The organism is Halomonas sp. 7T (assembly GCF_025643255.1).
Taxonomy (GTDB): domain Bacteria; phylum Pseudomonadota; class Gammaproteobacteria; order Pseudomonadales; family Halomonadaceae; genus Vreelandella.
This window is the reverse complement of the sequence record NZ_CP087112.1, coordinates 990,400-1,015,580: the sequence shown is the minus strand read 5'-3', so window position 1 is coordinate 1,015,580 and position 25,181 is coordinate 990,400. Positions and strand designations below refer to the sequence as shown.

At 55.0% G+C, this 25,181-nt stretch carries 22 protein-coding genes; 7 read left to right on the top strand and 15 right to left on the bottom strand.

Features of this window, described 5'->3' with window-relative positions; all coding sequences use genetic code 11:
* The first annotated feature begins 31 nt into the window (after positions 1–31).
* From LOS15_RS04640 to LOS15_RS04615, 6 genes are all read left to right on the top strand, one after another.
* Positions 32–1,735 carry an AMP-binding protein gene (locus LOS15_RS04640; protein ID WP_263068454.1) on the top strand — a complete coding sequence of 568 codons (1,704 nt, stop codon included), beginning with the start codon at positions 32–34 and terminating at the stop codon, positions 1,733–1,735.
* A gap of 86 nt (positions 1,736–1,821) precedes the next feature.
* On the top strand, positions 1,822–2,646 hold the full coding sequence (locus LOS15_RS04635; RefSeq protein ID WP_263068452.1) for a class I SAM-dependent methyltransferase: 825 nt from the start codon (positions 1,822–1,824) through the stop codon (positions 2,644–2,646).
* A 43-nt stretch (positions 2,647–2,689) separates the two neighbouring features.
* Positions 2,690–3,259: a hypothetical protein gene (locus tag LOS15_RS04630; RefSeq protein WP_263069624.1), complete on the top strand. Its 570-nt coding sequence runs from the start codon at positions 2,690–2,692 to the stop codon at positions 3,257–3,259.
* 128 nt (positions 3,260–3,387) lie between these two features.
* Positions 3,388–3,666 (top strand): trp operon repressor, encoded by a 279-nt coding sequence (locus LOS15_RS04625; RefSeq protein ID WP_263068451.1) that lies wholly within the window; start codon positions 3,388–3,390, stop codon positions 3,664–3,666.
* Positions 3,663–5,084 (top strand): anthranilate synthase component I family protein, encoded by a 1,422-nt coding sequence (locus LOS15_RS04620; protein ID WP_263068450.1) that lies wholly within the window; start codon positions 3,663–3,665, stop codon positions 5,082–5,084. Before LOS15_RS04625 ends, LOS15_RS04620 begins: the two co-directional genes overlap by 4 nt.
* Positions 5,081–5,755 (top strand): anthranilate synthase component II, encoded by a 675-nt coding sequence (locus tag LOS15_RS04615; protein ID WP_263068448.1) that lies wholly within the window; start codon positions 5,081–5,083, stop codon positions 5,753–5,755. The genes LOS15_RS04620 and LOS15_RS04615 overlap by 4 nt, the downstream gene beginning before the upstream one ends.
* Here the strand turns inward: LOS15_RS04615 and LOS15_RS04610 are convergent.
* From LOS15_RS04610 to cysM, 8 genes are all read right to left on the bottom strand, one after another.
* The gene (locus tag LOS15_RS04610; RefSeq protein ID WP_263068446.1) at positions 5,739–6,026 is read right to left on the bottom strand and encodes a DUF1294 domain-containing protein; all 288 of its coding nucleotides are present in this window, start codon (positions 6,024–6,026) and stop codon (positions 5,739–5,741) included. The genes LOS15_RS04615 and LOS15_RS04610 overlap by 17 nt on opposite strands.
* Before the next feature lie 23 nt (positions 6,027–6,049).
* A complete protein-coding gene (gene rluF, locus LOS15_RS04605; protein ID WP_263068444.1) occupies positions 6,050–7,084 on the bottom strand; it encodes a 23S rRNA pseudouridine(2604) synthase RluF in 1,035 nt (344 codons plus the stop codon).
* Between the two features lie 26 nt (positions 7,085–7,110).
* The gene (locus LOS15_RS04600; RefSeq protein ID WP_263068443.1) at positions 7,111–7,656 is read right to left on the bottom strand and encodes a DUF924 family protein; all 546 of its coding nucleotides are present in this window, start codon (positions 7,654–7,656) and stop codon (positions 7,111–7,113) included.
* A gap of 76 nt (positions 7,657–7,732) precedes the next feature.
* Positions 7,733–10,381, bottom strand: a complete 2,649-nt coding sequence (ppc, locus tag LOS15_RS04595) for a phosphoenolpyruvate carboxylase (protein WP_263068441.1) — start codon at positions 10,379–10,381, stop codon at positions 7,733–7,735.
* A gap of 42 nt (positions 10,382–10,423) precedes the next feature.
* Positions 10,424–11,251 (bottom strand): nucleoside triphosphate pyrophosphohydrolase, encoded by an 828-nt coding sequence (gene mazG, locus LOS15_RS04590; protein ID WP_263068439.1) that lies wholly within the window; start codon positions 11,249–11,251, stop codon positions 10,424–10,426.
* Positions 11,251–13,527 (bottom strand): GTP diphosphokinase, encoded by a 2,277-nt coding sequence (gene relA / locus LOS15_RS04585; protein WP_263068438.1) that lies wholly within the window; start codon positions 13,525–13,527, stop codon positions 11,251–11,253. Before relA ends, mazG begins: the two co-directional genes overlap by 1 nt.
* Positions 13,528–13,595: 68 nt before the next feature.
* Complete coding sequence (rlmD, locus tag LOS15_RS04580; protein ID WP_263068437.1) at positions 13,596–15,032, bottom strand: 23S rRNA (uracil(1939)-C(5))-methyltransferase RlmD; 1,437 nt, start codon at positions 15,030–15,032, stop codon at positions 13,596–13,598.
* The gene (gene cysM, locus LOS15_RS04575) at positions 15,033–15,929 is read right to left on the bottom strand and encodes a cysteine synthase CysM (protein ID WP_263069622.1); all 897 of its coding nucleotides are present in this window, start codon (positions 15,927–15,929) and stop codon (positions 15,033–15,035) included.
* Between the two features lie 91 nt (positions 15,930–16,020).
* On the opposite strand from cysM, the gene LOS15_RS04570 reads away from it, so the two are divergent.
* On the top strand, positions 16,021–18,720 hold the full coding sequence (locus tag LOS15_RS04570) for an ATP-binding protein (protein ID WP_263068435.1): 2,700 nt from the start codon (positions 16,021–16,023) through the stop codon (positions 18,718–18,720).
* On the opposite strand, the gene acpS is transcribed toward LOS15_RS04570, so the two are convergent.
* From acpS to lepA, 7 genes are all read right to left on the bottom strand, one after another.
* Positions 18,721–19,098: a holo-ACP synthase gene (gene acpS / locus LOS15_RS04565; RefSeq protein WP_263068434.1), complete on the bottom strand. Its 378-nt coding sequence runs from the start codon at positions 19,096–19,098 to the stop codon at positions 18,721–18,723.
* A gap of 23 nt (positions 19,099–19,121) precedes the next feature.
* The gene (pdxJ, locus tag LOS15_RS04560; RefSeq protein WP_263068433.1) at positions 19,122–19,928 is read right to left on the bottom strand and encodes a pyridoxine 5'-phosphate synthase; all 807 of its coding nucleotides are present in this window, start codon (positions 19,926–19,928) and stop codon (positions 19,122–19,124) included.
* A gap of 62 nt (positions 19,929–19,990) precedes the next feature.
* Complete coding sequence (gene recO / locus LOS15_RS04555; protein ID WP_263068432.1) at positions 19,991–20,683, bottom strand: DNA repair protein RecO; 693 nt, start codon at positions 20,681–20,683, stop codon at positions 19,991–19,993.
* A gap of 8 nt (positions 20,684–20,691) precedes the next feature.
* Complete coding sequence (gene era / locus LOS15_RS04550; protein ID WP_009099393.1) at positions 20,692–21,591, bottom strand: GTPase Era; 900 nt, start codon at positions 21,589–21,591, stop codon at positions 20,692–20,694.
* The gene (rnc, locus tag LOS15_RS04545; protein ID WP_263068431.1) at positions 21,588–22,280 is read right to left on the bottom strand and encodes a ribonuclease III; all 693 of its coding nucleotides are present in this window, start codon (positions 22,278–22,280) and stop codon (positions 21,588–21,590) included. Before rnc ends, era begins: the two co-directional genes overlap by 4 nt.
* A gap of 96 nt (positions 22,281–22,376) precedes the next feature.
* Entirely contained in the window at positions 22,377–23,180 is an 804-nt protein-coding gene (gene lepB, locus LOS15_RS04540; protein WP_263068429.1) for a signal peptidase I, read from the bottom strand.
* A gap of 15 nt (positions 23,181–23,195) precedes the next feature.
* Positions 23,196–25,013, bottom strand: coding sequence for a translation elongation factor 4 (gene lepA, locus LOS15_RS04535; RefSeq protein WP_263068428.1), 1,818 nt, complete (start codon positions 25,011–25,013; stop codon positions 23,196–23,198).
* Positions 25,014–25,181: the final 168 nt, after the last annotated feature.

Sequence of the window (25,181 nt, the reverse complement as noted above, 5' to 3'; positions counted from 1 at the left end):
AGATAAAAAAAAGACATCGGAGAGACACATTATGGCATCACCTGCTCTTACCCTACCCAGTTACACCAGCAGCACCGCCGATAAACCGCTGCTGGGCATGACCATTGGCGATAAATTTGACCAAATCGCTGAACAGTACCCGGATAACGACGCGCTGATTGCGCTGCATCAGAACATCCACTGGAGCTATCGCCAGCTTCAGGAAGAGGTAAACCGCTGCGCCCGAGCCCTGCTGGCGATTGGCGTTAAAAAAGGTGACCGCGTTGCCATTTGGGCGCCTAACTGCAGCGAGTGGACGCTGACCCAGTTCGCCACCGCCAAACTTGGCGCTATTCTGGTCAACATCAACCCTTCCTACCGCACCCATGAGCTGGAGTACGCGCTGAACCAGTCGGGCGCTCGTTTTCTAGTCACTGCCCATAGCTTCAAGTCTTCCGACTACACCGCCATGCTTTATGAGCTAGCTCCTGAGCTCAACAGCAGCGCGGAAGGCCAGCTTCAGTCAAAAACGCTGCCAGAGCTTGAGTGCGTGATTAACTTAAGCAGCGAAAAACATAGCGGCATGTGGCGCTGGGCCGACTTCATTAATGAAGCCAGCAAGGTCAGCCAAACCGACGTCGACGATTTACAAGCCACGCTGCAATTTGATGACCCGATCAATATCCAGTACACCTCGGGCACTACCGGCTTCCCGAAAGGCGCCACACTTTCCCACCACAACATCCTGAACAATGGCTTTTTTGTGGCGGAAAGCATGGGCTTTACCAGCGAAGACCGTTTGGTCATCCCGGTACCCCTCTACCACTGCTTCGGCATGGTGATGGGTAACCTGGGCTGTATGACCCACGGCGCGGCGATGATTTACCCGGATGAGGGTTTCGACCCTGGCAAGGTGCTAAAAGCGGTACACGAGCAAAAAGCTACCGCGCTGTACGGCGTACCGACCATGTTTATCGCCGAGCTGGAGCACCCGGACTTTGCCAGCACCGATTTCTCATCGCTACGCACCGGCATCATGGCGGGTTCCATCTGCCCTGCTGAAATCATGAAGCAGGTCATCGACAAGATGAACATGAAAGGTGTGCAGATCGCCTACGGCATGACCGAAACAAGCCCTGTATCTACCCAAACCGGCGCTAACGACAGCATCGACAAACGCGTTTCTACCGTAGGCCGCACCCAGCCCCATCTGGAAAGCAAAATTGTCGATCCCGGCAACGGCGGTATTTTGCCCCGCAGCGAAATCGGCGAGCTGTGTACCCGTGGCTACAGCGTCATGCTCAAGTACTGGAAAAACGAAAAAGCCACTGCCGAAGCCATTGATGAGGCGGGCTGGATGCATACCGGCGACTTAGCCACCATGGACGAAGAGGGCTATATCCAAATTGTTGGCCGCATTAAAGATATGGTGATTCGCGGTGGCGAGAACGTTTACCCCAAAGAAATTGAGGAGTTTCTATACGCCCACCCGGCAATCTCCGAAGTACAGGTTACCGGCGTGCCGGATAAGAAATATGGCGAAGAGTTAATTGCCTGGGTGAAGCTCAACAGCAGCGCAAGCGACGTCACCGGTGAAGAACTGCGTGAATACTGCAAAGGCAAAATCACCCACTTTAAAATCCCGCGCTACTTCAAATTCGTCGATGAATTCCCCATGACGGTGACGGGGAAAATTCAGAAATTCAAAATGCGCGAAATCTCTATCCAAGAGCTTGGGCTTGAAGATCAAACATAATCACTACCCAGCGCTCTGTTAATCAACGCCGGCCAGCGGTCGGCGTTTTACGTTATCTACCGCCTCTTCCATCACGAGACACTGACATGGCCAACCACCAGCCGCTCGCTGAGCACTATCAACAAGGTCTGCGGGATGGCGATATTATTACCCAGATTCGTACTTACTACCCTGACGGTGCGACCCTGCACCAGCTCGCCCCGTTAGACCAACTGCATATCGGCGGTATTGCCGCGTCAAAAAAGCTGCTTAATTTGCTTGATGCGCACACCCATACCCACGTGCTGGATATCGGCTCAGGCTTAGGCGGGCTAATGCGCCAAGGGGCAGCGCTGGGGTTTCATATTACCGGGTTGGATATTACCCACCGTTTTAACGTACTAAACCAAGCGCTGACTGATTTATCACTTCATTCGGCCAACCCGCCCCTTCGCTGTGTTACCGGAGATGCCTGCGCATTGCCCTTTCCAAAACACACATTCGATGCCGTCCTGTTTCAACACAGCTTAATGAACATGCCTGACCCTGCCCGCGTTCTGGCGCAGTGCCGCCGCGTACTTCGCCCGGGCGGAACGCTCGTAATGCACGAGGTGGTCAGTGGCGAAAACATTGCCAACCTCCGCTTACCGGTGCCTTGGGCAGAAACACAGGAACATTCGCACCTACTTACCCTGGCTGATTTAACCCAGCGGCTTGAGGCCGAAGGATTTACGCTTTCACGTTGCGAAGACTGGAGTAGTACCGCTCTGGAGTGGCGCCAGCGTCAGCGACAAAAAGAGCAAACGCCGCACACAGCCGTGCTTTCGCCGCAGTGGGTATTTGGCGAGCGCTTTTTAAAGATGGGGAAAAACCTGCTAGAAAATTTGGCCAATAACGCAATTAACGTGGTAGAAATCAGCGCGCGTTGCTAGGCTGGTAAAGATACCTTCCATGTCAAAGGACAGAGGAACGCCAATGAACCGCTTGGCAAGCACCCTGCTCTATAGTGCATTTGGCTCGACGCTCCCCTTTATGAGCTGCCTTGCTAGCGACAGCACTCCCGTGATGGCTTATACCGCCACCGAAAGTGAACTCATCACACTGGCCAATGGCTTGGTATTGGAAGGTAGTGATTTAAACAGTTTAGATACCTACACCACGGGTTTTCGACTGACCGCCGGTTTCAGCCCAGAGCGGCTGCCGCGTTTGGATATTGGCGCTGAAATTGCGTACCGCGAAAGTGAAGAAGTGCCCATTTCCAACGGCGTTTCCCCCCTCATTATGGATACCCTCAGCTTAGGTGGCGCCCTTGTGGCAGGGGTTAGAATGGGCGCGTTTAGCATCTACGCGAAATCCGGCTTTACCGAGTGGCGTGGAGAAACCGACCAACCCCTGGCCGACAGCGGTGGCACTGCCTTACTGCAAGGCTTCGGCGCAACGATGACCATTAACCGGCTAGTGAGCCGACTTGAGTACGAACGTATCGACGCCCCCACCCTAAGCCACCTCAATATGCTGAGCGCATCGCTACACTTGCCCTTTTAATAACCGCTTGCCGAATCTCCCGTGCATTAAAAAAACATAGCGCTGCCATCGTTTTGGCATTGACCTTTTATCCCATGCTGTTAATGTACTAGTACGCTAGTACATTAATAACGGCTTGGTGATTAACAGTGTTTACAAACGTTTCCTCAAATGATCATTTTCAAGCCGAACTAGCGCGTCACTTGCTCAACATTGACTCGCCTGAGGCCATGCACGAGGCGCTTGCTAGCCTGTTAACGCCCGCCGAATACCAAGAAATCAGCAAACGCCTACAGATTTTTAAGCTGCTACGCGAAGGCGTGCCCCACCGCAAAATTGCCGAAACCCTCGGCGTGGGTATTGCGACCGTGTCACGCGGTTCACGCGCGCTGACGATGTTAGCCTCTTCACGGAATGATCACTTATGAGCACCACTGATAAGGCCGCTGCGGCAGGCCCCCAGCCGTTCACCCTGCCCCGCAAGCCTCACTACGTTACCCTTGCAGCGGACTGCGACTTCTTTGCCCTGTTTCAAAAAATCGAGCGGCACTTCGATACCTGCTACATGCTGGAGTCGCTGGGCGAAGATAGCCACATGGCGCGCCACTCGATCATCGGCTTTGACCCTGAGTACACGCTCTACGCCAATGGCACCACGCTGACCATTGAAAGCCGTGACGGCGATACCAACCACTACCCCAGCGACAACCCCTACGAGCTGCTACGTAGCCTGATCCCGCAGAACATTATCTCGCGCAAGTACGCGGGCGGATTAAGCGGCTATTTAGGTTACGACGCCATGCAGTACTTCGAGCCGTCGCTGACGCTGAAGGCTAGCGAAGACTTCGATACGTTCCGCTTTGGGCTGTATAAAGACGGCTTGATCCTCGACAAGATGACAGGCGAAGTCACCTACTTCTACTACGACAACAGCCGTTACGAGTTTCTACAGACGCTGATCGACGCCGACGACAAGCCCGCAGGCGCGCTGCACATTACCGCGTTGGGCGACACCATGAGCAAAGCCGAACATGCCGAAGCGGTCGCCAAGGTGAAACAGGACATCATCGATGGCAAAGTTTTTCAGTGCGAAGTGGGCTTTAAAAAACGCTTTCGCATTCAGGGCGATACCCTGGCGCTTTACGACCAGCTGCGCACCATTAACCCTTCGCCGCAGATGTACTACGTGAAGTTTGGCGAGCAGAAGCTGATTGGCGCAAGCCCTGAGCTGCTGTTCCGCCTGCGCCAGGGGGAGATGGAGACGTTCCCGTTAGCAGGCACTACCCTGCGCGGCCAAACGCCCCAGGAAGATACCCAGCTTGCCCGGGCGCTGCTCAACGACCCGAAAGAGATCGCCGAACACAATATGATTGTGGACCTGCACCGCAACGACATTGGCCGAGTGGCTCAGTTCGGCACGGTCAAAGTACGCAGCCTGATGGATATCAAGCGCTTCAGTCACGTTCAGCATATCTCTAGCGAAATTGTTGGGATTATTGATGAAGGTGAGGATATGTTCACCGCACTGGCCAGCAACTTCCCGGCGGGTACGCTGACAGGCGCACCTAAAATCGAAGCAATGAAGATTATCGACGACCTAGAAACCGATGGGCGCGGCCCCTACGGCGGCGCGGTGGGCCAGTTCTCGTTTAACGGCGACTGCACCTTTGCGATTCCCATTCGTACGGTATTTGTGAACGGCGAACGCGCCTACGTGCAAACCTGCGGCGGCAACGTGTACGACAGCAACGCCGAGGATGAGTACGAGGAAATTCGCCGCAAATTTGCCGGCACCCGCAAGGCCTTAGCCCCCTTTATGGATACGGAAACGGAGAGCCCCGCATGAAGGTGCTGATCATCGATAACTACGACTCATTCACCTACAACCTTTACCAGTTTATTGGTGAGATTCTGACCACGGAGAAGAATCGCGGCGAGCTGCCTCATTTTGAGATCATAGTGAAGCGCAATAACCAGATCGATTTTAAAGCGATTGAAGCCATGGCGCCGGATCGCATTATTATCTCGCCTGGCCCCGGCTCGCCGGATGACCCGCGTTACTTTGGCGTCTGTGCCGAGGTGATTGAGAAGCTGGGAAAAACCACGCCGCTACTGGGGGTTTGCTTAGGGATGCAGGGGATCGTGCATGTGTTTGGTGGCAAGGTAGTCAAAGCGCCGCTGCCAATGCATGGCAAAATCAGCCCCATCCACCACGACAACCGCTCGGTGTTTCACGGCGTGCCCGACCAGCTTGAAGTGATGCGCTACCACTCACTGATTGCCGATGCGGCGACCCTGCCGGAGTGCCTGGAGGTGACCGCCACGGTGGGTGCACTCGCCGCCGACCGCTTTGCTGAACGCAGCCGCTGGCAGGCGGCGGGTGAATTTGAGCTGATGGGCGTGAAACACCGCGACTACCCGATTCACGGCATTCAGTTTCACCCGGAGTCGTTTGCCACCGAGGGCGGTAAAGAGCTGATTGCCAACTTCCTGTTTGCCCCTAACGCAGCGGCGTAAACGCGGCTAATCCGAACAGTGCCACCACATTCAGAGTGACCGTGACCCAAAAAACACGCCGAAAGGCCGTTTTTTGGGTCTTATGCCGCAGCCATTGCTGTGCGCACCACGCCCCCGGCCACCCCCCTATCAGCGCCAGCCAGTGCAGCGTTTTTTCACTCACGCGACGGCGTCTTTTAATCGCTGCCCGCTTATCAATGGCATAAACGGCATACGTCGTAAGGCTCGCTATCCCATAAATAGCCACGATGAGTAGCACCGTTTGGCTCATGCGCTTCTATCCTTTTAGGGGCACTATTTGCGACGTGTTGGGGGCTTGCCTGCGCCTGGCTTACCACCCGAACGGGCGCCTTTAGCCGGCTTGCCACTTGGTTTACCACTGGGTTTACCACCGGGCTTGGCTTTAATCGCTGGCTTTCCCCTGCCCGCAGGTTTACCCGGTGCAGCCGCTTTTGCCTTGGGGTTTTTGCGCGCCTTGCCAGCCGCTTTTGCCCCTGGCGGCGTACCACCCGCAGCGCGTTTAGCAGCAGGCTTTCTGGCTTTTCCAGCCCCTGAGCCAGCGCCACCGCTGTAGTTGGGCCTGGCTGGCCTTTTTTTCTCGGGTACGGGATCAGAAGCTTCCGTCAGGCGAATGATGGTATCAATCTCTTTGGGCGTTAAATCCCGCCAATCGCCTAGCGCCAAGCCTTTCAGCGAAACGTTCATGATGCGCGTGCGTACCAGCTGCGTTACCTCATAGCCAAAGTGCTCGCACATACGGCGAATTTGCCGATTCAGCCCTTGTACCAGGGTAATAGTGAACACAAATGTCGACTCTTTGCTCACCTGACACTTTTTCGTCATCTGCCCCAGAATCGGAACGCCGCCCTGCATACCGGCAATAAACTCATCGGTAATCGGTTTGTTGACCGTGACCACGTACTCTTTTTCATGGTTATTGTTGGCGCGCAGGATCTTATTAACCAAGTCACCGTTGTTGGTCAAAAAGATCAGCCCTTGAGAATCTTTATCCAGGCGCCCGATGGGAAAAATACGCGTGCCGTGCTTCACAAACTCGACGATATTGTCTTTTTCTGCAGACTCCGTGGTGCTGACAATCCCCACCGGCTTGTTCAGCGCGATCAGTACTAAATCTTCCTCTTCCTGTGGCTCAATCTCCTGACCGTTAACCTTCACCCGGTCACCTACCACGACCTGATCTCCGGTAGTGGCCCGACGGCCGTTAATCCACACATTGCCCTGCTCAACATAGCGGTCTGCTTCCCGGCGGGAGCAGAGGCCGCTTTCGCTGATGTATTTATTAATTCGAGTAGATTTTCGTAACGACATAAAACGCCATATAGCCTAAATAAACGTTAAAAAGAGGAGCCGGGCTGCTTGAGGAATTCGACCTCTTCCGGAGTTGAGGTTCGGCCCAAGACCGCATTGCGATGCGGATAGCGCCCAAAGCGATCGATAATGGCTTTGTGGCGTTTCTCGAACTCTAGATTACTCTCCAGACCCGGCTGGTCGAAAAGCTGCAGAGCAATGCTATGAATGACCGGTGATTCGCTATGCATATAGGGCATATAGAGAAAACTGCGCTCCACCGCCGAGAGCGCCTGATCTGCCCCGCTGGCAACCGCCTCCTGAGCCAGCGCCAATGCAAGCATGTCGCAGGCAAACGAGCGAGCATCGTCGCGGTAGATATTGCGCGAGAATTGATCCAGTACGATCACTTCCGCCAGCCGTCCACGCGCCGAGCGCCGCCACTCAAAGCACTCACAGGCGGCGGCTTTGCTCACCACATTGCTAAAGCGCTCAACAATTTGTTGATCCATCTTGGGGTCTTTCTTGAACCATTGGGCTGGCGTCAACTCCTGAAACCAAAATGCCAACACGTCTTGGGCTTGCGCATTCATGCTCCGACCCTCCGCAACAGACATATAGAAAAGCGCCGCCACCCAGCGGTGACGGCGCTGATAGACAAACGTCAACTTAGCCTGTGTTGCGCAAGCCGGCCGCAATGCCTGCCATGGTAACCATCAATGCACGGGAAAGGTCAGCGCTGATGGCCCCATCGGCATCGCGATTACGCTGCAAAAGCTCGGCCTGTAGGCCGTGCAGCGGATCGATGTAGGGGTTGCGCACATCAATCGCTTGACGGATGAGCGGCGTATTTTCCAGCAGCTTCTCCTGCTGCAGAATATCGAGCACAGCCTCTTCAAGCTTCTCAAAGCGATCACGCAGCTTTTTACCCAGGGCTTTTAGCGACGGCTCATCGACAAGCCGGTGCTCGTAGTAAGCGGCAATCGCTACATCAGCCTTGGCCAATAGCATCTCAAGCATGTCCAGGTAGGTGCCAAAGAAGGGCCACTCATTGCGCATTTCTTGTAGCACATCGCGCCCACCCGGCTGCTCTAGCCGCCGCGAAAACGCTTCTCCGCTGCCCAGCCATGCGGGCAGCATTAAGCGAATCTGTGTCCAAGCAAAAATCCACGGTATCGCTCGCAGGGTTTCCACACCGCCATCCTGGCGGCGCTTGGTGGGCCTTGAGCCTAGCGGCAGCCTGCCTAGCGCGCCTTCCGGGGTAACAGCACGGAAGTAAGGCACAAAATCTGGATCTTCACGCACCACGCCCACATAAGCGGCATGGGCAACGTTCGCCAACTGATCCATCTCTTCCCGCCAATGCGGTTCTGGCGTGCGGGGCGGAAGTAGCGTGGCTTCTAGCACCGCACAGGCATAGATTTCCATGGAGCGCAGGGCAATATCGGGCTGGCCGAACTTAAAGCGAATCATCTCGCCCTGTTCAGTCACCCGCAGACTACCGTTTACCGAGCCTGGGGGTTGGGAGAGAATCGCCGCATGAGCAGGACCGCCACCACGACCAACGGTGCCGCCACGGCCATGGAACAGCGTCAGATCAACGCCATGCTTCTCACACACATTCACCAACGCTTCCTGGGCGCGGTACTGTGCCCAGGCAGCGGCAAGCTGTCCGGCATCCTTGGCTGAGTCGGAGTACCCGATCATGACTTCCTGGCGATCATCAATCAGCGCGCGGTAGCCCGGTATCGCCAGCAGCTGGTCAATTACATCACCCGCATGATTCAAATCGTTAAGCGTTTCAAACAGCGGCGCAATGGGAAGTGTTACTTGCCCCCCGACCTCTTTCATCAGCAGCGCAACGGTGAGCACGTCAGAAGGCTCTGCCGCCATGGAGATAATGTACGTACCCAGCGCCTCTGACTGCTCTTGCGCAATGACCTTAAAGGTATCGAGCACCTCACGGGACTCTGCAGAGCACTCCCAGCGACGCGGAATGAGCGGCCGCCGAGAGGCGAGTTCATCAAGTAGAAAGGCTTGGCGCTTCGCTTCATCCCATTCACGGTAGTGGCCAAGGCCCAGCGCGCTGGTCAACTCTTCGATGACCTGAGCATGGCGGCTTGCCTCTTGGCGCAGGTCAAGTTTGGTCAGTGTGACACCAAACACCGCGACGCGGCGCAGGGTATCCAGCAGCGCGCCGTTGGCAATGGTATCCAGGCCAACATCGCACAGCGAGCGGTAGCAGGCTAACAGCGGGGAGTAGAGCTGGTCGCGGGTTTCGATAATCGGCCCGCCTTCATAGTTGCGCCCATCCAGCTCTGCTTTGGCCCAGTCACGCGTTGCCTCCATTCGCGCCAGCAGGCGTTTTAGCACCTCGCGATAGGGTTCTGCTACGTCGCCTGCCTCCGCCTTCAACGCGCTATTGGCCTTCCACATAGAGAGTTCGGTTTTCAACTGCTCCAAGTCGCGTAGGTAGAGGTCAGCCGCCATCCAGCGACCTAGCAGCAATACTTCGCGGGTGACCTTCGCGGTCACATTTGGATTGCCGTCGCGGTCACCGCCCATCCAGGAGGCGTAGCGAATGGGTGCTGCATCCAACGGCAAACGCTCCCCTGCGGTATCCAGCAGGAGATTATCCAGATCACGGTGGAAGTCCGGCACCGCTTGCCACAGGGAGTTTTCAATCACCGCAAAGCCCCATTTGGCTTCGTCTACCGGCGTTGGCCGTTCGTGGCGAATCTCATCCGTGTGCCAGGCCTGGCTGATCAGCTCTTCCAAACGCCCTTGGGCGCGGGCACCGCGCTCGGGGTAATCTTCCGAGCTTTCAATGGCGGTTAAGCACTCATCAATGGCATCGTATTTTTGAATTAACGTGCGGCGAATAACTTCCGTTGGGTGTGCTGTTAGCACCAGCTCTACGCGCATGTTAGCGAGGGTTTCGACCAGCTTGCGGGGCGAATTACCCGCCTGCTGAGCGCGGTTTAACAGCTCGCCTAATACCGGCTGCGTTCCGGGCTTATAATCCTCTACACGCCGAAATCGCGCCCGATAGTGCTGCTCGGCAATATTCGCCAAATTCAAAAACTGGTTGAACGCGCGGGTGACCGGCAGCAGGTCCCGCTCTGGCAGCTGGCGTAAGTACTCAATCAACTGCCGCTGCTGGAGCGAGTCGCTTTGGCGCCCCCGCTTGGCATGGGCACGAATGGTTTCAATCTTATCGACAAACGATTGGCCTAAATCATCGGCAATCGTGCGTCCTAAGCTGTCGCCCAGAATACGCACGTTATCGCGTAGCGATTCGTGTAGATCATGACTCATTGGCGTGGCCTCCTTGCGGGGTCGCGTTGATAGGTGGTGACGTTAGCGCTGTTCTTGGGCTTTGGCGGCTTGCCAGTGATGTTCCATCTCATCTAACGAGGCGGCATTTAGCGAGTACTCAGCCTTGGCAAGCGCGCTTTCTACGTAGCGAAAGCGGCGCTCAAACTTACTGTTGGTACTGCGCAGACACTGCTCTGGATCGGCGCCCAGCGTGCGCGCTAGGTTGGTGACCGCGAACAACAAATCGCCGACCTCTAGTTGGGCATGCTGTTGATCGCCTGCTGCGAGCGCGTCTTCAACTTCCTCTAATTCTTCGCGAATTTTGGCCAGCACGCCGCTAGCATCAGGCCAGTCGAAACCAACGCGGGCAGCGCGTTTAGACAGCTTGGCCGCGCGGCTCAGCGCAGGCAGCGTGCGGGGCACATCATCTAGCACAGAGGGCGCTTCGGTGGCTCGCTCAGCGCGCTCGCCAGCCTTTAGCGCCTCCCAGCGGCTATTCACCTGCTGGGTTTTGACATCATCGGCACTGACACCCGGCGGGCGGCGGGACGCCAGCGTGCCGTCTGGGAACACATGCGGATGACGGCGCAGCATTTTGGCGGTCAGCGTATCAACGATATCGTGGAAGTCGAAACGCTGCTCCTCAGCACCAAACTGGGCGTAGTAAACGACCTGGAACAGTAGATCTCCTAGCTCGCCGGGGAGTTCGTCAAAGGCGCGGCGCTCGATGGCATCGGCTACTTCGTAGGCCTCTTCCAAGGTATGGGGGACAATACTGTCCCAATCCTGCTTAATATCCCATGGGCAGCCCTGATCGCCGTCGCGTAGAACGGCCATCAAGGTGAGCAAATCGTCCAGATTGTGGCGCATTAGGCCCCTCCTTTACGGGCACTCTTTTCAGGGTCGGCGTTACGCAATCGGCGGACTTCTGTCACGTTAGGTAGCTGCTGAAGCCGCGAGAAAAGCCGGCCTAGCGACTCAAGACCGTCCACTTCCAAGGTGATACGCAGCCTGGCAATGCCCTCATCCGTATCCGTGAGGGTATTCACCGCCAGTACATTCACCTTTTCATTGCCAAGCAGCCCGGTTACATCGCGAAGCAGCCCTGAACGGTCCCAGGCCTGAATTTCAATCGTTACCGGATAGTGGGTGTGGGCGCGCTCCCCCCACTCTACTTCGATAATGCGCTGGGGCTCATCCATGCGCAATTGAAGAATATTGGCACAATCCTGGCGATGCACGGTGACACCACGGCCTTGGGTAATAAAGCCAACAATTGGCTCGCCGGGCACGGGGCGACAGCAGTTCGCCATGCTGGTTTTTAAATTGCCGACGCCTAGTACGGTGATATCGCTTTGGGTGGCTTTGCTGGGCTGTCGGCGCGGCTTAGCCAGTAAACGGTCAAGCTGCTCTTGGTCGTCAGTTTCGCCAAACAGCTGCTGCGCTTGATGAAGTACTTGCCCAATGCGCAGGTCACCTGCTCCAAGCGCTGCATACATGTCATCAGCCGTTTGGTAGTTTACCGCTTTGGCTAGCTGTACAAGGTCTAGCCCCTCGACATCCAGACGGCGCATTTCGCGCTCGAAAAGGGCGCGCCCTTCCTCAAGGTTCTGATCGCGAGCTTGGTATTTAAACCATGCTTGAATTTTAGCCCGCGCTCGGGACGTGCGCACATAGCCTAAACTGGGGTTCAGCCAGTCACGGCTTGGGCCACCCTTCGTCGCCGTCAAAATTTCGATTTGCTGGCCGGTTTTAAGTTTGTAGGTCAGCGGTACGATACGCCCGTTAACCTTTGCGCCCCGGCAGCGGTGGCCAATTTCCGTGTGCACCCGGTAGGCAAAATCGATCGGTGTCGCAATGCGTGGCAGGTCAATGACGTGGCCATCGGGGGTAAATACATAAATGCGGTCGGGTGCGACATCGCTGGAAAGTCCCTCGCGCAGATCGCCAAAACCGCCGACTTCGTCCTGCCACTCCAACACTTGTCGCAGCCAGGCGATTTTCTCTTCGTAGCTGCGGCTTTTCGCGTTGGTGTCGTGGCCTTTATATCGCCAGTGGGCACACACGCCCAGCTCTGCTTCATCGTGCATCGCAAAGGTGCGAATCTGAATCTCGATAACTTTATTATCTGGCCCCATGACGGCGGTATGCAGTGACTGATAGCCATTTTTTTTCGGGTTGGCAATATAGTCATCAAACTCATTGGGCACGTGGTGCCAGCACGAGTGGACAATTCCCAGCACGGTGTAGCAGTCGGTGACTTCTGGTACCAGAATGCGCACCGCACGTACGTCGTGAACCTGGGAAAAGTCGATCCGTTTGCGCTTCATTTTGCGCCAGATGGAGTAGATGTGCTTGGCCCGACCGCTCACGTCGTAACGCAGGATATTTTGCGCTTCCATCAAGCTTTTAAGGGTTTCCACCACATCATGAATATAGCGGTCGCGGTCGAGGCGCTTTTCGGCCAGAAGCTTAGCAATCGCTTTGTAGTCATCTTCATGGAGGTAGCGAAATGAGAGGTCTTCCAGCTCCCATTTGATCTGGCCTATCCCCAGGCGGTGGGCAAGCGGTGCGTAGATATCAGCCACTTCACGGGCGACTTGCAGACATTTTTCGCGGGGGGCGTCTTTAACTTGGCGCAGTGCACAGGTGCGTTCGGCAATTTTGATCAGCGCAACGCGTACGTCGCCCACCATATTCACCAGCATCTTGCGCAGGTTTTCCTGCTGATTATGCTGGCTCATGCCGTGGTTCGGCGCTAGTGGATAACTGATGGCAGCCATTTGCAACACGCCATCAATCAGATTAGCGACTTCATCGCCAAACCGCTTGGTCACCGCCTCTAGGCTAAGCAGCCCTTCACGTACCGCGCGATACAGCACTGCCGCTTCAAGAGTCGACTGATCAAGCTTCAGCTCGGCCAGTATGTCGGCCATCTCAAGACCCATACGAAAACTGGAACCTGGCGAAAGCCACACACGGTGTGTGTTGGGGGCCTCTTGCTCTAGCTGCTCGGCCAGTTCGCAGGCCTGCAGTAGCCGCTCAGGTTCACGTAGACGCACATCCTCTTGCAGGCGCGATAACCATTGTTGTATGTCCACTTTTCCACTTCGAGTGAGCGGTTGGTCTTCACGCACTTTCACCATGGCAATATCATCCTTTCTGGGTGACGGCCTTCGCCGAGCCGCCACCGAGGCTTGATGCAATGGGCAACCTAGCCCTCGTATTCAAACAGCATCAGCGTTTCCATATGTGCAGTGTGCAGGAACATATCGGCTACTGCTACTTGCTTGATACGGTAACCTGCATGCACAAGATGTGCCGCATCTCGGGCAAGCGTTGCCGGATCACAAGAAATATAGGCGATCTTGGGGATCTTGTGGCGGCCCACGGCTTGGCAAATAACCTCTGCCCCGTTTCGGGGTGGGTCAAGCACCAGTGCTTCTATCGGCTGCTCGCTTAACAAGGCGTTTACGGTTGCAGCATCGTTTAAATCTGCCTGCTGCGCACCGACGGTCAGCTGATTATAGTCGGCATTGGCCGTAATACGTTCAACCATCGCTGGATTGCCCTCGACGGCATAAACCTTGGCACCTGCCGCTGCCAAGGGAAGGCTAAAGTTGCCTATCCCGGCAAACAGATCAACCACTGGCTGACCCTTTTTAGGCGCTAGCCATGCCACCACCTGGGCCACCATCTTTTGGTTGACCTCTGCGTTTACTTGCAGAAAATCACCGGGCGAAAAGTGTAAATTCAGAACCACTTCTGACTGCGTCGCGCCTCGGTCATTATCCCACCCTGCGAGGGTTAGCGAATCCACCAATTGCGGCGCTGCACCGACCCAGTGCAGGGTTGGGGCGTCACGCCCTACCCATGCACCCAAACGCACCCGCTGCTGTTCTGCAAAGCGCCGCCAACGGCTGTGATCTTGGGTATGCTCCTTTAATTGTCGAACCAAGATCAGCGTTTCATTCTCGGTGGCAACAAGTTCGATATGCCCCACCAGGCGTGGCGCCTCCAACGTAGCGAGCAGTTGCCGTAAAGGGGCGATTAACGACTGCAACGGCGGCACCAATACATGGCACTGCTGGATATCTACCAGTCGATGGCTGTGTGGCGCACGAAAACCAAGCAGCACGTTGCCACTACCGTCGACCTTAACCCCTAATCGCGCTCGCCGCCGATAGCCTTCACGGCTACCGTTAATCGCAGCGACAGCGTCGAGCGTAATACCCTGCCGAGCCATTAGCTCTGTTACTACTTCACGCTTGTGGGCGCGCTGCGCAGTGATATCAAGGTGCTGTAAATCGCAGCCCCCGCACTGTCCAAAATGGGGGCATGGCGGAGTCACTCGTTGTGAGGATGTGGTGAGCTGCGTTTTGATATGCGCTTCATCGAAGCGCTTACGCGTTACGTGCACTCCTACCACGACCTGTTCGCCGGGCAGCGCTTGGCTGACAAACACGGTTTTGCCCGCAGCGTTATGGGCAACACCCCGCCCGTCATGAGCTAAGCGTTCAATGACCAGCGGCGCAGCACCATCACTTTTCGCCGCACTCTCTGATGGCGGCGCTTTAGCGCCAGGGCTTCGCGCTAGGCCTGAGTGCCCTGAGGCGGGACGCGGTGGTCGCCGTTTTCCCAACATTGCCATCTATACCTCCGGGGCAAACAGGCCTGTTGAGAGATAACGGTCGCCACGGTCGCAAACAATAAACACAATAACGGCATTTTCCGTTTGTTCCGCAATGCGCAGCGCACCCGCCAAGCAACCGCCAGATGAAACACCGGCCAGAATCCCCTCTTCACGGGCTAAACGGCGCATGTGCGCTTCGGCTTCTTGCTGGCCGATGTCTAGCGTGACGTCGACGCGGGGCGCCTCAAAAATCGCGGGCAAATACTCCTGTGGCCAGCGGCGAATACCGGGAATGCTGGCGCCGTCAGCGGGCTGCAGGCCTACGATCTGAATCGCGTTGTTCTGCTCTTTAAGGTAGCGCGACACCCCCATAATCGTTCCAGTGGTGCCCATGGAACTGACAAAGTGCGTCACCTCACCGCCGGTTTGGCGCCACACTTCAGGCCCCGTCGTCCGATAGTGAGCAAGCGGGTTATCCGGGTTGGCAAACTGATTAAGCGGCTTGCCTTCGCCTCTGGCGATCATTGCATCGGCGATGTCACGCGCCTCCTCCATGCCGCCTTCTCTACTGGCGGAGATCAGCTTAGCCCCATAAGCCGCCATGGCCTGCTTACGCTCGGCTGAGGCATTTTCAGGCATGATGAGGGTCATGTTATACCCCTTGATGGCGGCGGCCATGGCCAGCGCTATGCCTGTATTACCCGAGGTTGCCTCAATTAACGTATCGCCCGGTGTAATTTCCCCACGTGCTTCGGCTTCACTTAGCATCGAAAGCGCTGGGCGGTCTTTAACCGAGCCTGCAGGGTTATTACCTTCCAGCTTCGCGAGCAGCGTATTGTTGCGGCCAGCGGTAATGCGCTTTAGGCGCACAAGTGGCGTGTTGCCAACCACATCTTCTAACGTGGGATAATTCATCATACGTTCCTTATCGTAACCGTTATGCTGCATTATATCGGTGCTGTCTGTGACTGGACAGGTAACCTCATTGAATCAACGAGCTTCTTACATGTCTTTGAACACGCGCTTACTGTTTGCCTTACTGGGCCTGCCTCTACTGGTCTATGCGTCTATGGCCATTTTGCTTGTGGTTCAGAGTGAGCTAACAGGCCGTGAGGTACTCAAAGAGCGCTTGGTGAGCGCTGGCGAACTGACAGCCCCAAGCCTGGGCAATGCAATGATTGATGGCGATCTCCAGCGCCTTGAAGCTATTGCCAGGCAGCTGCTAGAACACCGCGGTTTGCGCGCCGTGACGCTATTTGATGAACAAGGCAATCGTCTTTTAGTGCTCGGCCGCACGATGCCTCTCCCTCCGCGACTACATGCGCCGGAGGCTACCTCCGTCACTCAGGAAGACGATGTTTTACGGCTGCAGGTGCCTCTCGTTGCACTTTCAAGCAGTGTCACAAACCGCTCAAGCACCGGCTGGCTGGAAGCTGAGATGGAAACACGGGCGCTCACCTTAGAGCGCTACAAGAACATAGCCAGTTTAAGTTTAGGCGGCATGTTGCTGGGCTTACTGCTTTTTTTGATCGCCTATGCCATTAGCCGTTATACCACCCGTCCCATCGAAGAAGCCAATCAAGCGCTTTACCGTTTATCGCGCGGAGATTATCGGCTGTATTTAAGCGAGGCAAAACCCAACGAACTTAAACAGCTGACCCGCCATATCAATAGCCTGGCTGAGCACTTTCAACAGGCCCAGCAGGATATGCAAGAGCAGATCGAGCAAGCCACCAGTGAACTTCAAGAGTCGATGGAGACCATCGAAGAGCAAAATATTAAGCTGGACCTTGCCCATCGCAGCGCCCTACGCGCCAACGCGGTGAAATCAGAGTTTTTAGCCAATATGAGCCATGAAATCCGCACGCCGCTCAATGGCATCATCGGTTTTTGCCGTTTGCTGGGCCGTTCAACGCTGGATGCCCGCCAACAGGAGTGGCTAGAGCACGTTCACCGAGCATGCGACAACCTGCTCATGCTGGTTAATGATGTGCTCGATTTCTCAAAGCTGGAGGCTGACCGACTGACTCTAGAAGAGGTGGAGGTTGATGTCGTTGCGCTGGTTGATGAAGTCGTTGGGTTATACGCCCCAGAGGCTCAGCGCAAGCGGCTTCATCTGGTCGCGATGGTTTACGATGACGTGCCGACGCCGCTCTGCGGTGATCCACTCCGTATCCATCAAGTGCTCAGCAACCTGATTAGCAATGCTTTAAAATTCACCACGAAAGGCGAAGTGATTGTTCGGGTGATGCTGGATACCCAGGAAGGCCAGCATGTGGTGCTGAATATTAGCGTCAGCGATACCGGCATGGGCTTAAGTGAAGAGCAGCAAAAACAGTTATTTAGTGCGTTTTCACAGGCTGAACCTAGCCATTCGCGTCAATTTGGCGGCAGCGGACTTGGGCTAACGATCTGTCGGCAGCTGATTGAGCGCATGGGAGGGACTATTAGTGTCAATAGTGAGCTGGGCCACGGCGCTACTTTCTCGTTTACGCTTCCTTTGTTGGCACATTTAGCCGATGAGCGGCAGCCTGAAATAGCCTTGGCGAACCCCACCATACGTATCCATGAGCCCCATCTCGCTACTCGTCACGTGCTTGAGCACCTGCTGGAGCGGTGGGGAGCTAGCCCAGTGACGTTTATCGAAGCTGGAAACGAAGAGCTGATCATTTTAGGGCTGGAAGCTGAAGACTTTACCGGTGATCGCAAAACGTACTGGCAATCTATTATTGCCGAAACGCCGTGCCCAACGCTAATACTGGCCAACACGACCAGCCTAGATTTACCACAATGGGTGTTGCCAAACGGCGGTGAAATGCTGTGTAAACCCTTTACCCGCGCCCAGCTCGTCACCACCGTTAAACAGCTTTTGCAACCCAGCCAACCACTGCAAATTACCTCTCCAGCACCGGCTCGTACGCTGCCCTCATCGTCACTCAACATTCTTATCGTGGATGACAACGCACCCAACCGTGAGCTTTTAAAAGCTATGCTTGAGAACGAGCATATGACGATTGCGCTGGCCGCAAGCGGCCAGGAGGCGCTGGAATACGCCCAGCAGACAACGGCTGATTTAGTATTGATGGATATTCGCATGCCTGGAATGGATGGCGTGCAAACGACTCAGGCACTGCGTCGTATGAGCAATAGCTGGGCCCGCTGCCCGATTGTTGCGGTCACGGCTCATGCCCTTGGCAGCGAGCGACAGCAATGGCTAACAGAGGGGCTAGACGATGTACTGATCAAGCCAGTGGACGAAGCGCAGCTTCAGCAACTCTTACAGCGCTTTTTAGGCGTTGCGCCCCCCGCACAGAAAACGTTTATTGACGCGGGAGCCTCACAAACGCTGCCCTCTGCTCCAGACAAGCTACCCGTTATTGATTTAGTGTTAGGCACACGCCTAGCCGGGGGTAAAGCGCATCTCGCGCGCGAGCAGCTCAAGCGCTTAATTGATAGCTTATCGGAAAGTCAACGGCAGATGCGCAGCGCCTACGACGCACAAGATTTAACGACGCTGCTGGACTGGGTGCATAGTTTAAACGGCGCTAGCCGTTACTGCGGCGCCCCGGAGCTAGCACTTTTAGTGGAAAGTTTAGAGACACGTCTTCGCACCAGCGGTTTACATAACGCTGAGAGCCTGCTTAATGAGCTCTATGACGCCATGGCGCGGCTACAGGCCCAGCGCGTTTCGCTGGTGAATCCTTAACTAGGCCTCAAGGATCACAAACGCCACCGCGTAGTCTGCCTCATCGCTAAGCGTTACATGGGCAGACGATGCGCCGGTAGCTTGAAAGAGGCGCTGCGCTTCTCCGCTGAGCATGAAGCTTGGCTTACCCAAGGCATCATTGACGACTTGGATATCGCTCCATCGCATTCCGCTTCGCAGACCTAGACCAAGCGCTTTAACAAAGGCTTCTTTGGCAGCAAACCGCTTTGCTAAATAGGCCTCCGGTTCGCCTTTTTGACGCCATACGGCTTGCTCTTGAGGCCCTAGAATACGCGCGGCAAAGCGCGGCCCATGCCGCTGAATAGCGCGAGCAAAGCGTTCTACCCGCGCGATATCAGAGCCAATACCCACAATCACTGATTAACACCCATGCTCATCGCTCAATGCCCACAACAGCCGCTGTGTTGATGGTCGTGGTCATGGGCATCTAACGCCGCCATTAAGCCTGCTTCTTGACCTGCGATGATTAAGCGCTTCATCTCTTGTACGGCCTCTTTTAGCCCCACAAACAGCGCTCTAGCAATAATCGCATGCCCAATGTTCAACTCGTTAACACCGGGAAGCGCCGCAATGGCTTCAACATTATGGTAGTGCAGGCCATGCCCGGCATTGACGACCAATCCTAACGAAACGGCGTGGACTGCCGCTGCGCTAAGGCGGTCATACTCAACGTTTGCTTCAACACTGCCTGGCGTTGCCTCTGCATAGGCACCGGTGTGTAACTCAATCGTCGGCGCCCCCGCACGAACGGCAGCGTCGATCTGCGCCTCATCAGGATCAATAAAGAGAGACACATCACAGCCTACTGCCTTAAGACGCTGGCAGGCTGCGGCAATTTGATCAAACCCACCTACCACGTCTAGGCCACCCTCGGTGGTGAGTTCTTCACGCTTTTCGGGCACTAAACAGACGTGCCTAGGGCGTATCTCTTCAGCTAGCGCCAGCATCTCTTCGGTGACGGCCATCTCTAAATTCATTCGTGTATTAAGCACTTCGGCCAATATACGAACATCCCTAGGTTGGATATGCCGCCGATCTTCACGTAAATGGACGGTAATACCGTCTGCCCCTGCCTCTTCGGCGAGCAGCGCTGCCTGAACCGGATCTGGGTAGCGAGTACCTCGCGCTTGGCGCAGCGTCGCAATGTGATCAATATTTACGCCCAATAAAATACGCGGGGGGTGCATAACGTGTCTCCAATAATGAACAGCAGAGTATTTCGTCACTGAGTACTGCCTGAAACCAGGGCTTAACGCTGTCGACGACGGGCTAAATCGAGCATCAGCTCACGGGAGCGTAATGCGGTTGCGCCCAAATGAGGCGCAAGCGCTGCCCGCATGACCGCTTTTAAAGCACTGGCTAATCCCGTGGACTGCCAATCGCCCTGTTCAATGTAACGCAGGGTGCGGCCTTCAATCCCCGGTTCAGCAGGTAAAAAAGCGCGGCTTAATGCATCAAACCGGTAGCAGGTTTGTGGGTCAAGCGGGCTACCGTCTGGGCAACAGAAGCGTGGTGTCGCCTCTAACACTTCCAATAACGCCCACTCAAATCTGCGCAAGCCGAGGGCACGATCAGCGGGCATCGGCAGGGCTTCTAGCAAGGCGCTGTAGTAAGCAAACACTTCCTGAGCGCTGAGTTCCAGAGGGAGTAGTCGCGTCGCAATTTCGTTGGCATAAAGGCCACAAAGTAGCCCCTCGCCTGCTAGCAGCGCAGTATGACCACGGGACTCCATCAGAGTTAACCGTTTGAGTTCCTGTTCGCCCCGCCAGGCTACAAATAGCGGTGTAAACGGCTGTAGACGCTGTCGAGACTTGGAGCCGGGCCGCTGCCCCCCGTGGGCAACAGCTCGAATACGCCCATGGTTGAGCGTTAGCAGATCGACCAGCGCACTGGTTTCGCGGTACGCCCTGCGATGCAGTAAAAACGCGGGTTCTGCCGACATTACAGCCCTCAATCGAGGTCGTAACCCAGACTTTTCAATGCGCGTTCATCATCTGACCAGCCGCGTTTCACTTTCACCCACAGGTTCAGCATTACCTTGGTGCCAAGCGCTCGCTCCATATCTAGACGTGCTTCGCGGCCAATGCTCTTTATCCGGTCGCCGTTTTCGCCGATCAGGATGACCTTCTGCCCCTGGCGCTCAACGAGAATCAGCGCGCTAATGTGGGTAACGCGCTCGGTCTCACGAAACTCTTCAATTTCCACCGTCATTTGATACGGCAGCTCATCTCCCAACTGACGCATCACTTTTTCACGCACCAGCTCAGCGGCCATAAAGCGCAGGCTTTTGTCGGTGATTTGGTCTTCAGGGAAAAAGTGAATACTTTCTGGCAGATGTTTAGCTACTTCTTCTTCCAGCGTATCCACTTGGGTACCGTGCTTGGCAGAAATGGGTACCACTGCCGCAAACTCACGGCGGGCGCCTACTTCAGCCAACCACGGGAGTAGATCGCTCTTATCCGTGAGGCGATCCACTTTATTGACCGCTAGAATCACCGGCGCCTTCACGTGCTCTAAACGCTTTAATACCGCCTGATCCTCTTCGGTCCAGCGGGTGCGGTCGATAATAAACACAACGCAGTCGACATCACGCAGCGCCTGGGTGGCCGCCTGGTTCATAAAGCGGTTGATAGCCTTATTGCGGTCTTTGGACATGATGTGCATGCCCGGCGTATCAACGTAAATAAACTGGGTCTCATCAACCGTTTTAATCCCCATGACCTGGTGGCGCGTGGTTTGCGGCCGCCGCGAGGTGATGGAGATCTTTTGCCCTAGAATGCGATTCATGAGGGTTGATTTGCCTACGTTGGGCCGACCAACGATGGCCACGAATCCGCAGGTTTGGCTCATGATTTATCTCCAGGATGTTTTTCAAGGTAGGAAAGGGCTTCTTCAGCTGCTTGCTGTTCAGCATGACGGCGGCTGGGGCCTTTACCGGTGGTATGCTCGCTCAACAAATCAATGTAGCACTCCACGGTAAAGGTCTGGGCATGCGCCTCTCCCTTTACAGAGACCACTTCATAGCGCGGTAGCGCCGCTTGGCGCGACTGCAAAAACTCTTGCAAGCGTGTTTTCGGATCTTTTTGGGTATCTTGCAACGAAATATTCTCTAGCCGTTCGGCATACCAGGCCATGACACGCTCGCGCACTGCATCCATACCCGCATCAAGATAGATCGCGCCGATAACGGCCTCAACGGCATCGGCTAAGATAGATTCACGGCGGTGGCCGCCGCTTTTCATTTCACCGGAACCAAGCCGCAAACACTCGCCAAAGGCCATTTCTCGGGCCAGCTCTGCCAGGGTTTGACCTTTCACAAGGCGGGCTCGCAGGCGCGATAACTGCCCCTCTCTAGCTTGTGGAAAGCGTTGAAACAGCGCCTCAGCAATTACGAAGTTGACGATAGAGTCACCCAAAAATTCCAGGCGCTCATTGTTACGACCACCGTAGCTGCGGTGCGTCATGGCCAGCTCCAACAGCGAGTGATCGCCAAAGGTATGGCCGATTCGTCGGCAAAAAGCGGTTAAGGAATTACTCACAGTGCTCCTACGTCATTGACGTTAACTAAGATAACCACACTATCAACTTGCAACATAATCGATTTGCAACATAACGGGTTTGCAACACATACAGCGTCACTCAATACGACGCACGCTCGTAAAACTGGGCAGGCCACCATCCCAATGCATCCATACCGCAAAGGCGCGCCCTACGATGTTCTCTTCCGGCACAAAGCCCCAATAGCGGCTGTCATTGGAGTGATCGCGGTTATCACCCATAGTAAAATAGTGGCCCTCGGGCACCCTTATCTCCCGCATTTGCGGGCCAGGATCACGGGGGTTATTATAAATATAGTGGCTAACGCCACCCAGCCGCTCTTCTAACAGGAGCTGCTGGGGAGAGTCCTCAGGCCCCTCTTCAATCAGCGCTTTGTTGACCCGCTCACCATTAATATATAGCTGCTTGCCCTCATAACGAATAGTGTCGCCAGGCAACCCGACAACGCGCTTAATAAAATTGACGGAGGGTTCGTCGGGGAAACGAAACACCATCACATCGCCCCGTTCGGGGTCATCCACCTCTAAAAAGCGGTTATGCACAACGGGGAGGCGCAGACCATAGGCGAATTTATTCACGAGAATAAAATCACCCACTTCCAGCGTAGGCTTCATTGAGCCAGAGGGAATCTGAAATGGCTCAACAACGAAGCTGCGCACCACCAGCACTACCAAAAGCACGGGGAAAAACGACCGCGCATAATCGACCGGCCAAGGTTCTTTAAGCAGCTTTTCACTGGTAACGGCATCTAAGCCATCTCCCGCATTGGCTTCGGCTGCTTCAAAGCGCTGGCGACGCTTGGGTTTGAGTAGCAGCACATCCAGTAGATAAATAACGCCGGAGATTGCGACCGCCAACACCAGTAGTAATGAAAAATCCATGGGGGGTAAGTATCCCTAGTCGTTTACCTTGAGCACAGCAAGGAAGGCATCCTGGGGAATTTCAACACGCCCCACCTGTTTCATCCGTTTCTTACCGGCCTTCTGTTTTTCCAAGAGCTTTTTCTTACGGCTGACATCACCGCCGTAACATTTGGCCGTCACGTTTTTACGCAGCGCTTTCACCGTTGAACGCGCGACAACCTGGCCACCAATGGCCGCTTGAATAGCCACATCAAACATTTGGCGTGGAATCAGCTCTTTCATTTTTTCCACTAGCAGCCGACCGCGGCTATGCGCATGGTCGCGGTGGATAATAACGGCCAGCGCGTCAACTTTATCGCCGTTAATCAACACGTCCAGACGAACCAACTTAGCTGCTTCAAAACGTTCAAAGTTATATTCAAGCGATGCATAGCCACGGGAAATCGACTTCAAGCGGTCAAAGAAATCCATAACCACTTCAGACATCGGCAGCTCGTAAGCCAACTGAATTTGATTACCCAAAAACTGCATATCCCGCTGCGTACCACGACGCTGTTCGCACTCAGCAATTACGTTACCCACATACTCTTGAGGCACCAGGATGCTGGCACGGACAATGGGTTCACGCATCTCGTCCACGTCGGCCATATCAGGCAATTTAGACGGGTTGGAGATGTAGCTCACATCGCCGTTTTTCATGGCTAATTCATAAACCACCGTGGGCGCGGTAGTCAGCAGGTCAATATCATATTCACGTTCAAGGCGCTCTTGGATGATCTCCATGTGCAGCGTGCCAAGAAAGCCCACGCGAAAGCCAAAGCCAAGAGCATCGGAGTTTTCCGGCTCATACTCTAACGAAGCATCGTTAAGCGCGAGTTTTTCAAGTGCATCACGAAAGTCTTCGTAATCATCCGCACTGACCGGGAACATACCTGCATAAACCTGGGGCTTAACTTTTTGGAAACCTGGCAGGCGTGGAACGTCGGGCGTTTTGGTATGGGTAATAGTGTCACCCACCGGCGCCCCATGAATCTCTTTAATACCGGCGACAATAAAACCTACTTCACCCGCACGAAGGATATCGGTCTGCTTGCGCTGCGGGGTGAAGATACCGACTTCGGTAGCGCCCCAGTCGCGGCCTGTCGATTTAATGCGGATCTTATCGCCTTTACGCAGCGTGCCATCAAATAGCCTCACCAGCGAGACGACACCCAGGTAGTTATCAAACCAGGAGTCGATAATCAGCGCTTGCAGTGGCGCACTGGGGTCACCCTTGGGCGGCGGAATATCGCGAACTAACCGTTCAAGCAGGGCATCGATACCAATTCCGCTTTTAGCTGATACTTGGCAGGCATCAGTCGCATCAAGACCGATAATCTCTTCGATCTCCTGGGCAACCTTGTCACAGTCCGCTTGGGGCAAATCGATTTTGTTTAGTACAGGTAGGACTTCAAGTCCTTGCTCAATAGCGGTATAGCAGTTAGCGACCGATTGAGCCTCTACACCTTGCGCAGCATCCACCACCAGCAATGCGCCTTCACAAGCGTAGAGCGAGCGAGAAACCTCGTAAGAAAAATCAACGTGGCCAGGCGTATCGATAAAGTTAAGCTGATATACCTGCCCATCGGCAGCCGTATAATCTAGTGTGACCGACTGCGCTTTAATGGTAATCCCACGTTCGCGCTCAATGTCCATGGAATCGAGCACTTGCTCTTTAAGCTCACGCTCAGTTAACCCCTCACAGGTTTGAATCAAACGATCTGATAGCGTCGACTTACCATGATCGATATGCGCGATGATAGAGAAATTTCTAATATGTTTGAGTTTTTCGCTGGAAACGTCTTGAGACATCGAGTGTGCTCTACCTTATGGGTGCGCAAGGGGTGGTGGGCTCGATTTGGCCACCGAGCGCAGGTCATAATATTTGCCCACACCACCCAAATGCCAATGTTCGTCAAAAAGATAAGGGCCATTGTAGCGATATGCGCGGGATAGGAACAGCAGTCCGGCGAGAACCGC

Bases quoted from the DNA above. Each gene is read 5' to 3' on its own strand.
- rluF (WP_263068444.1), bottom strand. From the start codon at position 7,084: ATGTCGTTACGAAAATCTACTCGAATTAATAAATACATCAGCGAAAGC.
- mazG (WP_263068439.1), bottom strand. From the start codon at position 11,251: ATGCGCCACAATCTGGACGATTTGCTCACCTTGATGGCCGTTCTACGC.
- LOS15_RS04630 (WP_263069624.1), top strand. From the start codon at position 2,690: ATGAACCGCTTGGCAAGCACCCTGCTCTATAGTGCATTTGGCTCGACG.
- lepA (WP_263068428.1), bottom strand. From the start codon at position 25,013: ATGTCTCAAGACGTTTCCAGCGAAAAACTCAAACATATTAGAAATTTC.
- LOS15_RS04620 (WP_263068450.1), top strand. From the start codon at position 3,663: ATGAGCACCACTGATAAGGCCGCTGCGGCAGGCCCCCAGCCGTTCACC.
- LOS15_RS04640 (WP_263068454.1), top strand. From the start codon at position 32: ATGGCATCACCTGCTCTTACCCTACCCAGTTACACCAGCAGCACCGCC.
- pdxJ (WP_263068433.1), bottom strand. From the start codon at position 19,928: ATGCACCCCCCGCGTATTTTATTGGGCGTAAATATTGATCACATTGCG.
- LOS15_RS04615 (WP_263068448.1), top strand. From the start codon at position 5,081: ATGAAGGTGCTGATCATCGATAACTACGACTCATTCACCTACAACCTT.
- LOS15_RS04610 (WP_263068446.1), bottom strand. From the start codon at position 6,026: ATGAGCCAAACGGTGCTACTCATCGTGGCTATTTATGGGATAGCGAGC.
- era (WP_009099393.1), bottom strand. From the start codon at position 21,591: ATGAGCCAAACCTGCGGATTCGTGGCCATCGTTGGTCGGCCCAACGTA.
- lepB (WP_263068429.1), bottom strand. From the start codon at position 23,180: ATGGATTTTTCATTACTACTGGTGTTGGCGGTCGCAATCTCCGGCGTT.
- LOS15_RS04635 (WP_263068452.1), top strand. From the start codon at position 1,822: ATGGCCAACCACCAGCCGCTCGCTGAGCACTATCAACAAGGTCTGCGG.
- cysM (WP_263069622.1), bottom strand. From the start codon at position 15,929: ATGAATTATCCCACGTTAGAAGATGTGGTTGGCAACACGCCACTTGTG.
- LOS15_RS04570 (WP_263068435.1), top strand. From the start codon at position 16,021: ATGTCTTTGAACACGCGCTTACTGTTTGCCTTACTGGGCCTGCCTCTA.
- relA (WP_263068438.1), bottom strand. From the start codon at position 13,527: ATGGTGAAAGTGCGTGAAGACCAACCGCTCACTCGAAGTGGAAAAGTG.
- rlmD (WP_263068437.1), bottom strand. From the start codon at position 15,032: ATGGCAATGTTGGGAAAACGGCGACCACCGCGTCCCGCCTCAGGGCAC.
- ppc (WP_263068441.1), bottom strand. From the start codon at position 10,381: ATGAGTCATGATCTACACGAATCGCTACGCGATAACGTGCGTATTCTG.
- recO (WP_263068432.1), bottom strand. From the start codon at position 20,683: ATGTCGGCAGAACCCGCGTTTTTACTGCATCGCAGGGCGTACCGCGAA.
- LOS15_RS04600 (WP_263068443.1), bottom strand. From the start codon at position 7,656: ATGAATGCGCAAGCCCAAGACGTGTTGGCATTTTGGTTTCAGGAGTTG.